The organism is Nocardia puris (assembly GCF_003315035.1).
GTDB classification, from domain to species: domain Bacteria; phylum Actinomycetota; class Actinomycetes; order Mycobacteriales; family Mycobacteriaceae; genus Nocardia; species Nocardia puris.
Genome location: NZ_QNRE01000033.1, coordinates 1 through 17,717, shown reverse-complemented (window position 1 = coordinate 17,717; position 17,717 = coordinate 1). Strand labels below are relative to the sequence as shown.

The following is a 17,717-nucleotide window of genomic DNA, read 5'->3' as shown; positions in this document are numbered from 1 at the left end:
CGCCTGTTCAATCAGGCAATCTTCCAACAGCTCTACATCGACGACGAGCAGATCAACGGCCACCGCCTGCACGAACCCTTCGGACAGCTACACGCTGAAGCGCCCCGGGGTTGATGCGCACCGGTTTATCTGTCTCCAGCCGGTTGCTCGGCGTGGAGTGCATAGTAGTCGGCTTCGTGCTCGACCGGTGGCCGACGGCCGAGTCGGTGCATGATCCGGGACTGGTTGTACCAGCCGATCCAGTCGGCGGTGAGGAGTTCGACATCGGCGAGCCGGGTCAGCAGGCCGCGCCGGAACGGGGAATCGTCACGGACCGCCTCGGTCTTGTAGAGCCCGATCGTGGTCTCGGCGAGGGCATTATCGTAGGCATCGCCGACAGACCCGATAGAGGGCTTGAGGTCCGAAAGTGTCAGTGTTTCACCGAGTTTCACTGCCGTGTATTGCTCAGGTTCAACCGGTGGACGCAACACCCGAGGTTATGGAGGGTGTTGTGGGAAGGCCGTCGGATTGGATGCGGGAAGTCACAGGGCGAGCGCCGATGCGGTCGCCGGGTGCGCCCGGGACGCCGCGGTCGGTGGAGCGCCTGTTCTGGGACAAGATCGCCGAAGGACTGCTGCCGACGGAAGCTGGTGTCGCAGTGGGGGTATCGCCTGTCAAGGGAAGTCGGTGGTTCCGCGATGCTGGCGGGATGTCACCGTATTCGTGGAGCCGGCCCGGCGGCCGCTACTTGTCGTTCGCCGAGCGTGAGGAGATCGCGCTGCTGCGGGTGCAGGGCAAGGGCGTGCGGCAGATCGCGCAGGTCCTGGGCCGCAGCCCGTCGACCATTTCCCGTGAGTTGCGGCGCAACGCCGCGACCCGAAGCGGCAAACTCGACTACCGCGCCTCGGTCGCCCAGTGGAAAGCCGAACTGTTCGCCAGACGCCCGAAAACGGCGAAGCTCGCCGAAAACAGGCAACTCCGGGACTACGTCCAGCAGCGCCTGGCCGGGCGGATCACCGATGCGAAGGGCCGGGTTGTCACCGGACCGCCGACGGGAACCTGGACCGGGCGCAACAAACCGCACCGCTCCGACAGGCAATGGGTCCAGGCATGGAGCCCGGAGCAAATCTCGCAGCGACTGAAGATCGACTTCCCCGACGACACGTCGATGCGGATCAGCCACGAGGCCATTTACCAGGCACTATATATCGAAGGGCGCGGTGGGCTCGATCGGGAACTGATCCTGACTCTGCGCACCGGTCGGTCCCTGCGCATGCCCCGGGCCCGCTCCAAGCGCGTCGCCTGGGCCCACATCACTCCCGACGTTCTGATCAGTAACCGGCCCGCCGAAGCCGAGGATCGTGCGAATCCGGGTCACTGGGAAGGCGATCTCATCATCGGTACCGACCGCTCCGCGATCGGCACCCTTGTCGACCGGTCCACCCGGTTCACCGTCCTTGTTCACTTGCCTCGTGAGGACGGATGGGGGCAGACGGCACCGGTCAAGAACGGTACCGCGCGCAGTGGTTACGGGGCGTCATCGATGAACAAGGCACTCTCGGCGGCGCTGCGGAAGATCCCCGAGCCGATGCTGAAGTCCCTGACCTGGGATCGGGGAAAGGAGTTGTCGGCCCATGCGGAGCTGGCATCGACGATCGGTGTCCCGGTCTTCTTCGCCGACCCGCGCAGTCCTTGGCAGCGCGGAACCAACGAGAACACGAACGGCCTTCTGCGTCAGTACTTCCCGAAGGGCACCGATCTCTCGCGGTGGACCGCGAAGGATCTCGCGGCCGTCGCGCATACCCTCAACACACGACCGCGGAAGGTTCTCGAATGGCGCACTCCCGCCGAAGCGATGGAACGTCGCCTACAATCGCTGCAACAGCAAAGTGTTGCGACGACCAGTTGAATCCGCCTTGCGACCCCGCATCGGAATGATGTATCAATCCTGTTGCGGTGAAACGGAAAGCGGTTCTACGGCGGGTGAACAACGCCTGTTCGAGCACCGAGATAACCAACGGTGTCGTCTTCGACGACATAACCCGCCAGCCCAAGATCCGTCGCGAATACACGTCCACGCAGAACGCGGTGTAACAGAACCCGGCCAGAGTCCAGCAGTAGGTGAAATCGGCAACCCGCCATTGATCTGGACGCATCGGCGTCGACCAGGCGCGCCCGATCAGGTCCGGATGCCGCGGCGTCGACGCGGGCCCGGGTTCGGTGGTTCTCGTGGTCCGTCACCCGCGCACAACCCCGTCTATCCCGGTCAGCCGCATCAGCCGCGCTACCTGGTCGCGGCCGATATTGTGACCGGCGCGGCGGGCGGTGTGCCAGAGTTTGCGCACCCCGTACAGGCCCCGATTCGCGCTCCACAGGTCGAACGACACGTTCGCGGTGTGAGCATCGGCCCAGGTGGCGTCGCTGATACCGCACTGTTTGGCGGCATAGTAGGTGGACGGGGCGATCTTGAGCCCGTGCTCGGTCAGCACGCGGCAGATCGGGTCAACCCCGAAGCAACCCTTGTGGTCGTCGATGTAGTCGACGATCACCGCAGTCGGCGGTCGACCTCCGCCGCCGCGAAAAACGCACTCGCTGTCCGCAAAAGCTCGTTCGCCCTGCGCAATTCGACTACTTCACGCCGCAGAGCCCTCAACTCCGCATACTCCGATTCCGCCGCGGCCGCCGGCCCGGTCTCGCCCTGCTCGGCGCGGGTGACCCAGTTCCGCAGAGTCGCCGGGTTGATATCCAGCAGCGCACCGACATGCCGGCGCGCACCGGCCATCGAGTCACCGTGCTCGCGGATCCGATCCTGATACATCCTCACCGCCCGAGCGCGGGTTTCCTCGTCGAACTTCCGTGGTGCCGCCATGGCTGACAGTCTCCCTTGCTAAATCAGGAGTCTCCAGCCAGTCCAGGACGGTTCACGTCGTCGGCCCGGTCCCGGGCCACCGCCTGGGGCTACCCCATCCCCCACAGGCGCACTTCACCACCGGTCTCGAAGCCGTAGCGGATGTACCTGTCTGCAGACAAGCTGGTTCAGAGTGAGTTGGCGGCGGCGGCGAGAAGATCTGCCAAGGTTTCCTCCAACTCTGGCAGCACGGCGGCATGCCGGGCTACCTGAACCGAGCGTCGCGATGGGGTTTCATCGGAGACGGCGATTTGGGCGAGCCTCGTCCAAGACTGTGCGGCCAGCCGTGCTGCGCGTGCGGCCGCGTGAACCTTCGGATTGCGCGTGTAATCGGCGAGATCGACGCACCCTTGAGCGATGAGGCGTCGAAACAGACCGCCTCCGGTACCCGCTTTTTCGATGAAGGCAGCGAGTGACCTGAGCACAGCCTCGAGGTCTTCGTCTCCGAAGATGTCGGGCCAACTGGAGACGTCTTCAGCGAAGCGGCGAACGCCGTCGAGCCCGGTGCCGGAGACACCGTTCGAGGCCGGCGCGGCAATCGAACTGGGGCCCCCATGTTTCAGGGTTGCCGCCGATTGTTCGAGCGCTGCGGCAGCCATGGACGGGAGGTCAGGCACGTCGGACGGCCAATCGACTATGTACGTGGCGTGGCGTGTGGGTGTCGGGAACCCCGTGGAGGCTCGTGCCCGTGCCAATGCGTCATACGACACCGTCTGGATCTCATCGCGGTCGTTGTCGACGATATACGCGTCGCGAGCCTCGTCATCATAGCCGACGATAACGATGTCGTGGCGGCTCATGCGCAGTCGTACCCGCAGGTATGGGAGTTCAGCGATGTCGGCCCAGACCATGACGGGCCGTCCGGAGTCCAGTTCGGTCCTCACCCATTTCCAACCGAGGTCGGGATCCTCGGTCTGACGTAGTTCGGTCTTCGCACCGAGGCGCCTCAACAGGTCGACCTCCAAATCCCCACCACGCCCCACCAGGTATATCGGAGGATTGATCGCATCGGCGCGCAGGTAAGCGAAATCGAGTGCGCCGCCGAGTGTGAACACGAGTCCTTCGCTCAGCTCGCCGTCCCAGCCAAGCCCGGCCCAGGACATAAGATCGCGCAACGCACCCGAACCACAATGGCCGCCCTTCAGGTGCGGGTAAGGCTGGATCAGCATCCGGTGACCACCTTCAGACTCGACAGCCCGCGAAAGGACAACCCCGTACGCCAGCGAGGTTGTTCGACGAGCCTAAGACCGGGAAAACGCGCCGTGAGGAGTGGGAACAGTACGGCTCCTTCGAGCCGCGCCAACGGCGCGCCAAGACAAAAGTGAATGCCGGCACCGAACGATAGCGGCGGGGTCCCGGTTCGGGTGATATCGAGGCTATCGGGGTCGCAGAATCGGTCCGGGTCTCGGTTGGCCGCCCCGAGCAAGGTCAATACAACCTGGCCAGGATCCAGGTCGACTCCTGCCACCCGTGTTGGCTCGAGCACCGTGCGCCCATTGGTCTGGACCGGCGAGTCGTAACGCAACAATTCTTCGACGGCGTTGCTCGCCAGATCGGGCCTGGCCCGCAATAGGTCCATTTGGCTGGGATGGGCGAGCAGTGCAGCAACGCCGTTACCGATGAGGTTTGTGGTGGTTTCGAACCCTGCCGCGAACAACAGTATCGCGGTGCCAACGCATTCGTCGTCGTCCAAGACGTCGTCGCCATGCGCCACGGCGAGACGGCTGAGCAGGTCGTCGTCCGGGTGGGCGCGTTTGGCCGCCAGGAGGTCTGTGAAGTACGTTGCGAGTTGGTCTTCCGCTTCACACGCGGCAGTCAGCGCCGCGGCGTCCGCGCTGGGCTCGAGCGAGGCGACCAGGGCGCGTACCAGAGGAGCGGCCACGGCTCGATCGGTCACTGGCACTCCAAGAAGATCGCCTATTACATTCACGGGCAGCGGGAGGGCGAGATCGCTGATGATATCGGCGGAACCCTGGTCCTCGATGACATCGATCAGATCACGGATCTGCGTGACAACGCGGCCGCGCAACTCGTCGATGTGCCGAGGGGTGAAAACGTCAGCGACCAGCCGACGCAGCCGGTGGTGGTCAGGCGGGTTGCGGAACAGCATGGTGCGCCGGAATCGATGCATAGCCTGACGTTGCAACTCTTCGGGAATCTCCGACAAGCCGAATCCCAGCGACTCGTCGGCCTTGCCGAGGCTACGGTTACGGAGCGCAGCTGCGCAGTCGTCGTAGCGACTCAGTACCAGGACCCCCGATCGCGTGACAAGCACGGGCTGAGTCTCGCGCAAGCGTCGGAACGCCTCGTAGGGGCCGGCTGAGCCGTGATCGGTCAGCAAGACGTCGAGGAGTAGTTCCCTCTCAGTTGGTCCAGCAGTCACGCCTGCCTCCGAGCCTTCGCCCGCGACTGCAGGAAGTGTTCGGCCTCGACCACGATGAACACGGCGGTTGCCGTAGTGACCGAGCGCCCTTCTAGATCCTCCATCCTGGCCGCGAGATTCAACTTACGGCTATGCCGCGACCGTACCTCGGCGTGCAGCGTGTAGGGGGTATCGAGCAGTACCGGGGCGAGATAATCCATGTCGAGATTCCGGGTCACGGCGAGTTCGCCGACCGTGTACAGCAAGAAGCCGAACAGGTCGTCGATGACGGTCGCCACCGCGCCACCGTGCGCGATCCCCGGCGCTCCGACATGACGCTGGTCGAAAAGATGGTGAGCAACGACGCCGCCCCCGCAACGCCGCACCGATAGGGAATGTCCGTGCGGGTTGGCCGGCCCACAACCAAGACAGTCGGGATGGTGCGGCGGCAACTCTGGCGATCCGGATTCCAGGAGCCGGAACGAGCGCACCCAGTCCTCCACGCCTGGGTCAGACAACCTACTGACCGCATCCGAAGCCTTGTCCATGGCCAGACCTCTCTGTCGACTAACGCGCGCCCAACATCAGACTCGAGCAGGACCGCGATACAACTACATTGGAGACAATCAGAACCATTTTGTCAACAATTGATCAGATCTCCGCTACTTGTCGCGCATAGCTCGCGATCAAGCAACGCGCGGACATGACGAAGTGTCCGGGAGTTTGTCCACTCATGAACAAAACCCACGTTCTGTTACCATCCGAGGGGTGGTGGAAGAATCGGTGAGGCTGTCGTTCAGGCGACACCTCCGCGAGGCAGCAATCCGCGCCGCCCGCGCCCTGACGGTCGAGAAGGGCTGGGAACGTGTACGATTCGGCGAGGTAGCCGGTCTGATCGGAGTATCACGCGCCACGCTGTATCGAGAGTTCGGCGACAAGCAAGGGCTTGGAGATGCACTCGTTCTGCACGAAGCGGAGCAATTCCTGACCGGGATCGAGGATTTGCTTGCTTCCAACCGCAGCGCGTTGCCTGAATCGATCCGAGCGATAGTTCGCTACACGCTCGACGAGGCTGCAACCAGCCCCTTACTCAAAGCCGTCCTGACTACACCCGGTAGCGGCCCGCGCGATGAAACCGGCGTCCTCCCCCTGTTGACAACCTCTGCCTCCATGCTTCAACTCGCGTCCGAGCGACTGGTCACCGCGTTCCTCCACCACTACCCCACCATCGACGCCAATGACGTGGCCGACGCAGTCGATGCGCTCATTCGATTGACGATCAGCCATCTCGTACTACCGGCCAGCGACAGCGCCGAAACGGCACGCCGGATCTCCGAGATTGCCCTACGTTATCTCGGGGTGGGCTCTGCGGGTCTCAGACCAGATGCCTCAGCTGCATGCCACAACGCGGTACCGAGCCATTGAAGCAGCGGTACCCTCGTTTCCCTTGATTCCACAGCAGCTGGTTCAACGACAAGTAGGCGGCGACGCTCTCGAAACGTAGCTCGGACTCGGCCGGAGGAACGTCGAGCGCGAAGTGGTCGCCAGCGGTTGCGGGCGGTCTGAACCAAGTTCGCGTCGGATCCATCGATTCGGGTCCGCAGGTTCGCACGAAAGCAATCCCGAAACTATCAAATGACACATGAGCTGTCATGCACAAGCCGGGCAAGCCCAACCAGCTGCTGCGTTGGGTAGAGCAGCACCGACGACGCTGACGCACCGAGCAATCGATGCGGACCAGGCCGATCGGCGGTCGTCCCGCCCACCGGCGATGGCGCGACAACGGCATTGCTCACGGGTCTTTTGCCCCGCGGGGATGCAATCCGGCAGTGTCACCGCGCTATGGCAGATAAGCTCATCCCGCGTCGTCTTCGACCGGCGTTTGGCTCGAATTCGCTCAGCTAAGCCTCGATCAGTCCAATATTCTCAATCCGCAAAGTCGAATCCGGGTCTATCCGGATTCCACGAGCTCGCGCCGAGGAATCGATAATCCCCCAAATGATTGCGCTGAGATGCTCGACGAAAGCCTTTCTCGGCATAGCCGAGGTCGGATCGGATTGCGAGTTTATCCACCAATCCGTCGCGGAGAGGCTCGCCCCTACGATCGACTGCACCACCAAGTCTATGCCCGACGTGTCAGCCCCAGCGGTTTCCAAAACCGTGACGAAATGATCCGCAATGAAACCTGCCAGTTCACGTGCGTTCTCAAGAGCTGGATCCGATCCCGATGAATTGTCGCTAAAATGACTACGAACGAGAAACTGGAAGACGTTCTTGTGCTCGTCGACCAGCTGCGCGTATTGCTCGACGAGCTGATTCATCACATTTCGAATCGGATCGGATCCGAAATCAACGGTAGCAAGCACATTCGACCACATGAGTTCCTTCGCACGTTCGATAACAGCTGCACGAAGGCCCAGTTTGTCCTTGAAGTGGCGATACAGCTTGGGTTTTGTCGCACCCGCCTCCCGAGCGATGTCGTCCATGCTCGCGTCCGGACCGTACTTGCCGAAGGCACGGTACGCTGCGTCGACCAGTTCTGCTCGAACCAGGACCCGGTGCTCTTCCCATCGGCTCGAGCGTGCGTCAATTCGCCGAACCACCGAGCTACCGACCTCCCGAATCCGCTTTTGTGCGCCCGCCATCTGGCCGAGTATACGCTATCGGACAAGTGACCGATATCGCGGGCGGCGATTGCGCGCTGGATCGGGCGAGCATGAACGCCGTTACGGGGCCTACGCGAACGCATGGTCAGTCGAATGTCACAGTCACCGAATTGGTGGCGGGTACCGACTGGCATGCCAGTCGATCACCTTCCTCGATATCATCATCATCGAGTACCTCGTTTACTCTCATCTCTATATCGCCGTCGATAACCTTGCACACACATGCACCGCATCCGCCTTCCCGGCAGGAATACGGAGGCGAGTACCCCTCGTTCAACAAGACCTCGACGAGGGTCAAATCTTTCGGCCATTCCAGCTCGGCGCGATCACCATCGAGATATACTACTAGACGGGCTTGTTCGTTCGTCATTGATTCCTTGACGTAGTTCTCCACGTCGAAGGGATCGGAGTGCAGAGATTGGAATACTTCTCGGTGTAGGTTCCGGTGCTGCACGCCGGCTTCGCGCGCCGCGTCTACCACCAAATCCATGAACACCGCCGGCCCACACAAGAAATACATCCGATTTCGGTACTCACGGCAGATTTCAAGGATTGCGCTTCGGTCCGGTAGCCCACGCTCGCTCTCCAGCCACTCGATGAGAGTCAGTCGCTCGGGAAACTGCTTGGCGAGGTAACGGAGGTCTTCACCGAAGATGACGCTCTCGGCATGCTGGTTGGCATAGAAGAGAACGAGATGGCCGCCGCCTTCGAGCAGAGCCGACTTGACGATGGATAACACCGGGGTGATTCCGCTACCAGCTGCGAACAGAACCATGTCCGCATCCAGGTCTTTCGGTGTGAAGTGCCCGGTGGGCGGCAGAACGGTTACCTCAGCGCCAACCTTGATGTTGTCGCACAGCCAGTTAGATCCGTACCCGCCCTCCGTGCGTTTCACTGTGACAGCTAGCGAGTCGTCTGCATGCGGGGAACTCGAGAGCGAATAGCATCTGGCCACATATTCCCCGTCACCGGCTCCGGGAATACGCAACGTAAGAAACTGCCCGGGGTCGTAGGCAAATACGCCCAATTGCTGCTCGGGCACCTCGAACCAAATGGACACCGCATCCGCTGTTTCCTGCACTACACGGGAGACCGTGAGTTCACATGGCATGCTCATCTTCCAGGATATTCCTTCTCTATTATTCCGGCCCGTGGCCCAGATTCAACTGTCGCGCTTGACAAGGCCGTAACGACGGCCGATCGCATAGCCGACACGGGCCAGCGGAGCGTTCAGGTCCTGATACCTCGGCCCCACCGCGCGGGCGACGAAATCGAAACCCAGGGCATCGGGTCCGATAAGGACTCGAGGTTTGTTCCGTCGCACGCCCTTCAGGATCGTTTCGGCGGCGCTTTCCGGAGTGGTGAGCGCTATACGATCGAAACCGGCGACAATCTTCTCCTGATCACCCATCGCGCCGACACCTCGAGCTCCGCGCACAATATTTGTGCGAACACCACCCGGATGCACGCATGTTACGCCCACCGGTAGCCGGTTAATTCGCATCTCCTGGCGCAACGCCTCGGTAAAGCCTCGGACGGCGAATTTGGAAGCATTATATGCGCTCTGACTGGGAATGGCCATCAGTCCGAAGACACTCGACACGTTGACAACATGGCCGTCGCCCGAGTCGATCAGATCCGGAAGAAATAGTTTCGTGCCGTTCACGACTCCCCAGAAATTGATCGACATCAACCATTCGAAGTCGATCCATTGCATATCCAGTATGTCGGCGCCGAGTGCGACCCCGGCATTGTTGATTACCATACTGACCGAACCGAAGTCGCTGAGGACCTGACGACGATATTCCGTGAATGCGCTACGATCGGCCACATCGAGCTGATAGTGCTGGCATTCGACACCCAGCGCGGTACACATGGAGGCGGTTTCGCGGGCCCGTTCGCCGTCGATGTCGGCAATGGCCAGCCGCGCGCCCTCGCCGGCGAGTCGAATTGCAACTGCACGGCCGATTCCTGAACCTGCCCCGGTTACCGAGACGACTCGGTCGCTGAACTCTCTCATCTCGGCAAGCTACCCTTCTTGATCGAATTCGGAAGGAGGTCGCCGCTTCGATCACCTGTCGACTCGCCGACCAACGCGAAATCAGAGTCCGCGACATTGCGGGTACGCCGCCAATACTGCCAGGTGAAACCTGGCCAGACCGTCCGATTGACACCCTGTGCATCGAGGTACCAACTAGTGCACCCCCCGCTGCTCCAGACCCCGTTCACCAATTTCCGCTGGATGTCCGAGTTGAATTCCCGCTGAACGGGTTCACGCACCTCGAGCGCAGCTGCGCCGCGTTGCTTCGCGAGCCGAATCGCGCCGATGATGTACCTGATCTGGCATTCGATCATGAATACCACCGAGTTGTGACCAAGCCCGGTGTTGGGGCCGAGCAGGAAGAACAAGTTCGGGAAACCTGCGGTGGTGATGCCGAGATGGGTTTGAATCCCTTCGTCCGACCATACGGAGGAGAGTTCACGACCGGACGCACCCTTGAGCCGGAGGTGGTCGAACCCGTCGGTTACGTGGAAACCGGTGGCATAGATGATCACGTCGACCGGACGCTTGTCACCGGACTGGGATATGATGGCGTCCTCGGTGATCTCGGCGATCCCGTCGGTGATGACGGATGTAGTGGGCCGATTCAGCGCTGGGTAGTAGTCACTGGAACCGAGGATTCTTTTGCACCCGATGCGATACGTGGGGGTGAGCTTCTTGCGCAGCGCGGGATCATCAATTCCCCGCGCTATGTTCCACTTGGCGACACTCTCGAGCGGACGCATGAAATTGATATGTCCGTTCAGTCCTATCGACAGTGACTCCGCTGACCAGTAGATGGCAGTCCGGAGGGCTTTGGCGAGGATCGGCGCCCTCGTGAGCAGGGCTTGGATCACCTTCGGGACCTTGACGTTCCTACGGGGCAGTACCCACGCCGGCGTCCGCTGGTATAGATGCAGTTCATCGGCTACCTTGGCAATTTCCGGAACGAATTGGATTGCGCTCGCACCGGTCCCGATAACAGCGACCTTCTTGCCATCCAATGTGCAGTCATGATCCCACTGCGCCGAGTGAAATGCTGCACCAGCGAACTTCTTCTGCCCCTTGATCTGGGGGATATTCGGTATATGGAGTGCGCCTACGCCTGAAACCAGGAATCGGGCGACGTACTCGTTGCCGTCGGAGGTCGCAACATGCCACGCGGAATCACTAGGATCCCAGTATCCGGATTGCAAGGCCCGCCCGAAATGCGTGCGGCTATAGAGATCGTACTCGCGTGCGAGACTCAGGAGATACTGCTGAATTTCATCCTGTCCTGCCCACAAGTGACTCCAATCCGGCTTGGGCTCGAAAGAGTACGAGTACATGTGAGAAGGGACATCGCAGGCACAGCCCGGATATGTATTGTCGCGCCAGGTTCCGCCGATTTCGGAATCCTTCTCGATTATCAAGAAGTCATTCATTCCCGATTTCAGCAGTTGAATCGCCATTCCCATGCCGGAGAATCCGCTCCCGACTATGAGGACCTCTGTTGTGTGCACCCTCTCGCTCGCTGCACGACCTCCCGAACCATTGGTCTTTCCCGTGTATTTGGCAGAACGGTTATTACTCATCGATTTCCTCTGAACGTTGGCTCACGTGCGGTACAGGTGGCCACAATTTTCGATAGCTACTCAGCTACTGCGGATATGTCGGACCGGGGGCGGGACCGAGGAGTTCGCGGGATTCGACGAGTGCCCGCCGCAACATATCACGGCGCGACTTGCGCTTAGCAATATGCGTGGTGCTGTTCACGCCGGTCCGAGTCTGTTCACCGCCGGGCGATATCGTCGGGGAGGCTCCTCGTCAGGCGCCAAAGGAACATGGTGAAGCGACCTTCCATCATTCCTGCCTCATCGAAGAATCGGATCATCGGCTCGGACATGAACTGCAGGTTCTCCCGGTAGTGCGGGCCGAATTGGCAAGCGAGGAACCCCCGCAGAGGATGCACGCCGACAGCACGGTACAGCTTGGGATTGATCAAGATCGGGTAGGACAGGTTCGCGACAACTGCGAGGACGCCGCGGTGCCATGCCCGCGAGATCCGGCCTCGCGACCGCATACCCTCGACAAGCTCGGAGCGCGCGAACGTGATGTGGCGGGCCTCCTCGAGCACGTGAATTTTCATCAACTGCCGGACCTGCGGTTGTAGGCGTTCGTCGTTCATCGCTTCACGCTGTGCCCGATCGAGAATCTCCTCGATCAGCAAGGTCGCGCCCTGGATCGAGGGCCCGAGCGGGACGAAATGCAGGATCTTCGCCAGCGACAGAAACCCCGGCGGAAGCTTGTAGGGCGGGATCCCCGTTTTGGCGATCAGACGCGCGAACATTGTGGAATGGCGGCTCTCGTCGCCAACCTCGGCAAGTGCGTATAGGGCCTTGTTGTCGACGAGATCACCCGTCGTGTTCAGCCGTAGCAACGCCATACTCAGCAAATTCTCGGCGTAGATCCCGAAGCTGAGGATGCTCACCAACTCATGTTTGCCCAGGTCGATCTTCTGTTCCTCGGAAAGCCGGTTCCACAGACCGGTGCCGTAGAGGGACAGGCGATGCTCGGGGAACCACGCCTTATCCGGCAGCCACGGACTATCCCAGTCGATGTCGACTTCGGCGTCGTAGAACTTCTCTACGGAAGTCTTGAGCAGTCGTCCGGCCGATCGTTGCAGGTCAATGGGTCGCCGACCGCTCACGCGCGCCATACCGTCGGTGGTTACGGCAATCTGCCCGTTGGTCTCGGCCCTGACGTCACTGGTCGTCATCTGTCGCTCCTTTGAGACTCGATCGATGACTCTGCATCGATACATCCTGTCCGGATCAACGTCCGGTGGCAGTAACCCGGTATCCGCTCAAGAGTGCAATACGGGCAGTAGCGGATACTTGGGGTATGAGGTAACTTTGACCCCGGCGGCGCGGCTTGTCAAGGGCCGGCCCCGATCCCGACGCCGGGCTACTTGGCCCCAGTGCCGGGCGATCCGATCGCTGGCGTCGACTATCGACCAAACGGAGGAGTTCACAGTGAAGTCTCAGAGTCCGCACGATGCCTCTGACTACATCGGGCCGGCCACAGTGGTGATCGCAACCGACGACGTCGAGGTGCAAGTCGAACTGCGCGGCTATTTCCAACCCATCGACGGCCGCTTCAGCTGGTACGGGCGCATCCGCCAGAACGACGAACTCGACAATCTGTTAGGGGGACGCCGACGTTCCGTGCTGATCCGGACCAGTACGGGCGAGGCACCGGCGACCATCGGCGATCGTGACTTCTGGGGCCGCTATCGAGTTCAGGGCAGAGGACGACCGCCCTATCACGTGCCGACGACGCTGGAGGAAGTAGAAGCTACGCAAAGCTGAGCCGTAGGACCTACGCGAATGCCGACGACGCCCCGAAGGGACCAGGATACCGACATGATCAGCTTTGGAGACCGGCTTCGCGACCGCAACTCCGCGGCTTGGACGCTGGCCATAACCTGTGCCGCAGTAGCATTGGTTGTTGCGGCCATGGCAGCGCTGTACACCGCTCTGCCTGCCCTTGCGCTCGACATCGGCGCAGATCAAAATGCTCTCACTTGGATCGTCGACGGATACACGCTGGTCCTCGCCTGCTTGGTTTTGCCCGCTGGCGCGATCGGCGATCGGTATGGGCGCCGACGCGTTCTAATCGTCGGCCTGGCGGTCTTCGCGGCCGCTTCAGTTGTGCCTGTATTTCTCGATACTCCTGCGGCACTCATTGCCTCCCGGGCCTTGGCGGGCGCAGGAGCAGCTTTCGTCATGCCGGCGACCCTCTCGCTTCTGACAAGCAACCTCCCAGTGGAGAAGCGGTCGTACGCGGTCGGAGTCTGGGCCGGGATCGCCGGCTCGGGTGGCGTGATCGGCATGGTGGGATCCGGTCTGCTTCTTACCCAGTGGTCGTGGCATTCGATCTTCGTCGGTCTGACCGTCGTCGCACTACTACTGCTGGTTCTGGCCTTCACCGTGCCCGATTCACAGGACGCCGAACTCCCGCCGTTCGATCTTCTCGGCATGTTCTGGGTCGTGCTCGCCATCGGCACGTCGGTGTTCGCGGTCATCGAGGGTCCGTCGCGCGGCTGGACGGATGTCCGGGTTCTTGTCGCAGGTGCGGCGGGAGTAATCGGCACCGTGGCATTTATCCTCACCGAGGTGCGTGCCGAGCACCCGCTACTGGACGTGAGCCTGTTCCGCCGCCGGGGCTTCTCAAGCGGCGCGCTATCGATAACCATCCAGTTTCTCGTGACTTTCGGTGTGATGTACCTACTGGTACAGCACTTCCAGCTCATCCTCGGGTTCGATGCCCTCGGCTCGGCGCTGGCGCTGGCGCCGATGGTCGTTCCGCTCATCGTGATGTCACTCGTGTCGCCGGCAATCGCTGCATGGGCGGGATTGCGGGTGACGACAGCGACCGGTCTTCTGACCATCGCCGTCGGCTTACTCGCCATCCTTCGCCTCGACACCGGTTCGTCGTACTTCGACGTTCTCTGGCCCCTGTTGATCATGAGCGCCGGGCTGGGCTTGTCGGCCGCCCCCGCGACCAACGCGATCATGCTCGACACACCGTTGGAGAAGCACGGGGTATCCGCTGCGGTCAACGACGCGACTCGCGAAGTCGGCGCGGCCATCGGCATTGCCGTCTCCGGTAGCATTTTGTCCGCGAGCTATACCTCGAGGATCAACGAGGTGCTGGACCGCCTTCCCGAGCCCGCGCGCGCTCCGGTCCGCAGTTCCCTGGCCGGTGCCCTTGAAGTCGCTGAGCGTGCCGGTAATGTAGGAAGACCTCTCGCCGACTATGCGAAGGATGCCTTTTGGAGTGGGGTGGAACATTCGGCGCTCGCGCTGGCAGCGATCACCATAGCCGGGGTTCTGATCCTCGTCCCACTTTCCCCTCCACGAAAAGCCGCCGAAAGCGGTATCCGACGGCGCCGCCGACGTCACCTCCCCTGGCCTACACACGCCGCTCGAACCAGTCGATCGGATGCCCACGCCAATGACCGATCGATGGCATCAGTGCGGCGAACACTCGATCCATAGTCAGTTGCGTTGTCCCCAATGCATCGCATAGCGACCCGTAGGTCGAATGGGCAGTGTCTGATCATCGAGGATAGGTAGGTTCAAGTGGTGCGCGCTTTGCGAATTCGTCTGACCTGACCCGATGAGATTTGGTCCGGCGGCTGTGAGAGCATTGCCGCCCACGTAGTGGGCAGGAACGCTCGATGACTATGGCGACACGAAAAGGGCACACACCTCCACAGGCCGTGCGCAAGCTGAGCAAGGCCGTCCACCTGCTGGGCGAGAATAAGGAAGTCGCCGTCACTGCAGATCACCATGGCCACCTACTAACGGTGGCGCAACCAGTTCGGCGGGCTGAAGGCCGGCGACGGCAAACGGTTGAAGGGCCCCGAACGCGAACACTCCACTCTGAAAAGTCTTCTCGGCGAGGCGAAGCTAGAGAAAGCTGCATTGAACGAGATCGCCAAGGGAACCTTCTAGACCCGGAACGCCGGCGGGCGGCCGTGGCGCACCTGGTGCGGGTGCTCGGGGTCCGCGAAAGGTTCGCCTGCCGGTTACCGGCGAACATCGAAGTATACAACGGCGCGTTCGAACCACCGACACCAATGCACATCCCGATGCGGCTTTGCGTGAATGGCTGCGTGCCTGGACGAAACCCATCCACGGCAAGGATTCCGCCGCGCCTACCACGGCGCCCGCAGCGAGTGCTGGACAGTCAATCACAAGAAAATCCAACGCCTCTGGCGCGACGAGGGATTACGAGGGCCGCTGCGGCGCCGAAACGCCTGGAAACCACCACCACCACGGAGGCAAAGGCACCCAACCGTGTATGGGCAGTGGACTTCCGATTCGATGCCAGCGACGACGCACGCCCGGTCAAGATCGTCTCCATCGTCGATGAAACACACCCGCGAATGCTTGGGCCGGCTGGTGGAACGATCGATCACCGCCGACGGACTCATCAACGAATCGCTGTCGATCGCAGCTACCCCGCCGCCCTGCGCTGCGGCAACAGACCAATTTCGCGTGCCAGGCGACTGGGCGGCGGAACGGGTCTGCTCAGCGTTCGTCACACTAGCCGACCCTGCCGCAACGGCTACATTGAATGGTTCAGCCGCCGCCGACGCGACGAATGCCCCAACATCAACAGCTTCTGGTCGTTGACCCAAGCCCGCGTCGTGATCAGCGACTGGAAGGAAGAATACAATCACCGCCGAAGAGATTCCGGCCTGGGCTGCAACGCCCCAGCCGGATACGCTACAACCCTGCATCCCCTACAACCGGTTCTCACACGCGGCGGACCGACTACCGGGTCCCGTCACCGCTTAGGATACTCCGACCCGGTCGGCGCAGAACTGGTTGCAGGGCAACCGAAATCATCTCCCGACCGTTGTCCAACCTAAAACCGGGGCGGCGGACCGATGATGGTGACCAGCATGTTCTGTAGCTCGGTACCTGCCGCCGGGCACAACCTTGAACAACAGCTTCGCCGAGACGTTCGACAACAAGGTTGCGAACCCGCGCGCCGGGCCGCAACCGCTGAAACAGCCAGCTGGAACCCGCATTGAAATCGGTGGCTTCAAAGCCGACCACAACTAGCGGCACCGGCAGCCGACGCTGGACTATACGACATCGGCCCCAGCGCGCTGCGGCTGCACCCACTACCCTGACAGTCATCATCCGGCTGTTGAGAAAGGGCGTTCCGCGGTTCCCGGACCGATATCAAGCTCTGATAGCGAACTATTCGCCTATCGTTACCCTCAGCGTATGACGAATGTTAATGCCGCTATGCGACGGTTGCTTCGCGTATGCGCGCTTCCCGAGTCAATCCGAGGAGATGGACGGCCACCTCACCGCTGCGTTCGTAGGGCAGGTAGTGCCCAGCCTTTTCGAAGATGACCAAATGACTCCCTGGAATACGATGCCGAAGCGCACGCGAGTGATGAACGGGGGTCAGGCGGTCACGAGACCCGACCAGCACGACGACGGGACAGCTGAATCTGCCCAGCACGCCGTAACGTTTGTGAGAGAGTATCGAACGGGTCAGCTCCGCGACATTGCGAGAATTGCTCTTCGCGAGCTGCAGCACAGCACGGTTCATATCGTGCCGACGAGGACGCGCTCCGAATAGGATGCCTCGTGTCGACTGCCGCATCAGGAAAAGCGGCCGGGAAGGAATCCTGATATAGGGTAGCGCCTCCAGACCCAGCATTATCAGCCTTCGCCAGAATTTGCTGCGCATCATATTTCCCAGAATATCGCCCGCCCCTGTCGACACCAACGCGACGCCGAGGATTCTCGGTCCGAGCACCTCACTGTGACGTTCAGCCAAGGCCATGAGAGTCATCCCTCCCATCGAATGACCACCCAATACGACCGGACCCGTAGGCACAGTTTCCGAAAGAATAGTCGCAAGATCATCCGCAAGAATCTCGAGGCTGGCCGGAGCCGACTCCGAATCCCCGTGTCCCCGATGGTCGTAGGTGACGACGCGAATAGTCGGGTCCGCAGCGATCACAAGCTGAGCAACGTCCTCCCAACTCTCGTGCGACAACGCGAGTCCATGGGTCAAGACCATAGTCACTCGCGGGGTCTGCGAGCCCCATTCGGTGATCTGCAATGTCGGACCGTCGTCCCGTGTGAGAGGTCAAGTCCTGGGGTGTGGTGTAACGGAGTTGGTCACCGCGTGATCGGTTGTTCGGTCAGGCGGTGAGTTCTGCGGGGGTGGTGTCCTCCTGTT

Annotated in this window: 13 protein-coding genes, 3 pseudogenes and 1 other annotated feature; of the genes and pseudogenes, 5 read left to right on the top strand and 11 right to left on the bottom strand. The window is 61.4% G+C overall.

The annotated features are described in order from the left end of the window. Positions 1-125: 125 nt before the first annotated feature. Positions 126-443, bottom strand: a pseudogene (locus DFR74_RS34580) (integrase core domain-containing protein); the annotation flags it as partial. A 68-nt stretch (positions 444-511) separates the two neighbouring features. On the opposite strand from DFR74_RS34580, the gene DFR74_RS34575 reads away from it, so the two are divergent. Further along, a complete protein-coding gene (locus DFR74_RS34575; RefSeq protein ID WP_084538231.1) occupies positions 512-1,888 on the top strand; it encodes an IS30 family transposase in 1,377 nt (458 codons plus the stop codon). A gap of 7 nt (positions 1,889-1,895) precedes the next feature. On the opposite strand, the pseudogene DFR74_RS34570 reads toward DFR74_RS34575, so the two are convergent. From DFR74_RS34570 to DFR74_RS34555, 4 genes and pseudogenes are all read right to left on the bottom strand, one after another. Next, positions 1,896-2,848 (bottom strand): annotated as a pseudogene (locus DFR74_RS34570) (IS3 family transposase); the annotation flags it as partial. Then, positions 2,436-2,567, bottom strand: a sequence feature (AL1L pseudoknot). (Overlaps the previous pseudogene by 132 nt.) 167 nt (positions 2,849-3,015) lie before the next feature. After that, positions 3,016-4,056, bottom strand: a complete 1,041-nt coding sequence (locus tag DFR74_RS34565) for a BtrH N-terminal domain-containing protein (protein ID WP_043737843.1) — start codon at positions 4,054-4,056, stop codon at positions 3,016-3,018. Then, entirely contained in the window at positions 4,050-5,162 is a 1,113-nt protein-coding gene (locus DFR74_RS34560) for a cytochrome P450 (protein ID WP_232052005.1), read from the bottom strand. Before DFR74_RS34560 ends, DFR74_RS34565 begins: the two co-directional genes overlap by 7 nt. A gap of 104 nt (positions 5,163-5,266) precedes the next feature. Further along, entirely contained in the window at positions 5,267-5,797 is a 531-nt protein-coding gene (locus tag DFR74_RS34555; RefSeq protein ID WP_051047376.1) for a PaaI family thioesterase, read from the bottom strand. Positions 5,798-6,017: 220 nt separating this feature from the next. Here DFR74_RS34555 and DFR74_RS34550 point away from each other — a divergent pair, with 220 nt between their 5' ends. Continuing rightward, positions 6,018-6,674, top strand: a complete 657-nt coding sequence (locus DFR74_RS34550; protein WP_171048474.1) for a TetR/AcrR family transcriptional regulator — start codon at positions 6,018-6,020, stop codon at positions 6,672-6,674. 476 nt (positions 6,675-7,150) lie between these two features. Here DFR74_RS34550 and DFR74_RS34545 read toward each other — a convergent pair whose 3' ends face one another. The 5 genes from DFR74_RS34545 to DFR74_RS34525 all read right to left on the bottom strand — a co-directional run bounded on the left by DFR74_RS34545 (position 7,151) and on the right by DFR74_RS34525 (position 12,714). Next, positions 7,151-7,894 carry a TetR/AcrR family transcriptional regulator gene (locus tag DFR74_RS34545; protein WP_051047375.1) on the bottom strand — a complete coding sequence of 248 codons (744 nt, stop codon included), beginning with the start codon at positions 7,892-7,894 and terminating at the stop codon, positions 7,151-7,153. Between the two features lie 106 nt (positions 7,895-8,000). Beyond that, the gene (locus DFR74_RS34540; protein WP_067514454.1) at positions 8,001-9,032 is read right to left on the bottom strand and encodes a ferredoxin--NADP reductase; all 1,032 of its coding nucleotides are present in this window, start codon (positions 9,030-9,032) and stop codon (positions 8,001-8,003) included. A 45-nt stretch (positions 9,033-9,077) separates the two neighbouring features. Beyond that, positions 9,078-9,935: an SDR family NAD(P)-dependent oxidoreductase gene (locus DFR74_RS34535; protein ID WP_014349816.1), complete on the bottom strand. Its 858-nt coding sequence runs from the start codon at positions 9,933-9,935 to the stop codon at positions 9,078-9,080. Beyond that, positions 9,932-11,530, bottom strand: a complete 1,599-nt coding sequence (locus tag DFR74_RS34530; RefSeq protein ID WP_083888066.1) for a flavin-containing monooxygenase — start codon at positions 11,528-11,530, stop codon at positions 9,932-9,934. The genes DFR74_RS34535 and DFR74_RS34530 overlap by 4 nt, the downstream gene beginning before the upstream one ends. 197 nt (positions 11,531-11,727) lie before the next feature. Further along, positions 11,728-12,714 carry an AurF N-oxygenase family protein gene (locus DFR74_RS34525; protein ID WP_014349814.1) on the bottom strand — a complete coding sequence of 329 codons (987 nt, stop codon included), beginning with the start codon at positions 12,712-12,714 and terminating at the stop codon, positions 11,728-11,730. A gap of 256 nt (positions 12,715-12,970) precedes the next feature. Here DFR74_RS34525 and DFR74_RS37530 point away from each other — a divergent pair, with 256 nt between their 5' ends. The 3 genes and pseudogenes from DFR74_RS37530 to DFR74_RS34510 all read left to right on the top strand — a co-directional run. Then, complete coding sequence (locus tag DFR74_RS37530) at positions 12,971-13,306, top strand: DUF4873 domain-containing protein (RefSeq protein WP_014349813.1); 336 nt, start codon at positions 12,971-12,973, stop codon at positions 13,304-13,306. A 54-nt stretch (positions 13,307-13,360) separates the two neighbouring features. Beyond that, positions 13,361-14,998: an MFS transporter gene (locus tag DFR74_RS34515; protein ID WP_051047379.1), complete on the top strand. Its 1,638-nt coding sequence runs from the start codon at positions 13,361-13,363 to the stop codon at positions 14,996-14,998. A 182-nt stretch (positions 14,999-15,180) separates the two neighbouring features. Continuing rightward, a pseudogene (locus tag DFR74_RS34510) lies at positions 15,181-16,236 on the top strand (integrase core domain-containing protein); the annotation flags it as partial. A 527-nt stretch (positions 16,237-16,763) separates the two neighbouring features. Here DFR74_RS34510 and DFR74_RS34505 read toward each other — a convergent pair. Beyond that, positions 16,764-17,597, bottom strand: a complete 834-nt coding sequence (locus DFR74_RS34505; protein ID WP_084538232.1) for an alpha/beta fold hydrolase — start codon at positions 17,595-17,597, stop codon at positions 16,764-16,766. Between the last annotated feature and the right edge of the window lie 120 nt (positions 17,598-17,717).

Bases quoted from the DNA above. Each gene is read 5' to 3' on its own strand.
- DFR74_RS34575 (WP_084538231.1), top strand. From the start codon at position 512: ATGCGGGAAGTCACAGGGCGAGCGCCGATGCGGTCGCCGGGTGCGCCC.
- DFR74_RS34565 (WP_043737843.1), bottom strand. From the start codon at position 4,056: ATGCTGATCCAGCCTTACCCGCACCTGAAGGGCGGCCATTGTGGTTCG.
- DFR74_RS34555 (WP_051047376.1), bottom strand. From the start codon at position 5,797: ATGGACAAGGCTTCGGATGCGGTCAGTAGGTTGTCTGACCCAGGCGTG.
- DFR74_RS34545 (WP_051047375.1), bottom strand. From the start codon at position 7,894: ATGGCGGGCGCACAAAAGCGGATTCGGGAGGTCGGTAGCTCGGTGGTT.
- DFR74_RS34540 (WP_067514454.1), bottom strand. From the start codon at position 9,032: ATGAGCATGCCATGTGAACTCACGGTCTCCCGTGTAGTGCAGGAAACA.
- DFR74_RS34535 (WP_014349816.1), bottom strand. From the start codon at position 9,935: ATGAGAGAGTTCAGCGACCGAGTCGTCTCGGTAACCGGGGCAGGTTCA.
- DFR74_RS34530 (WP_083888066.1), bottom strand. From the start codon at position 11,530: ATGAGTAATAACCGTTCTGCCAAATACACGGGAAAGACCAATGGTTCG.
- DFR74_RS34525 (WP_014349814.1), bottom strand. From the start codon at position 12,714: ATGACGACCAGTGACGTCAGGGCCGAGACCAACGGGCAGATTGCCGTA.
- DFR74_RS34515 (WP_051047379.1), top strand. From the start codon at position 13,361: ATGATCAGCTTTGGAGACCGGCTTCGCGACCGCAACTCCGCGGCTTGG.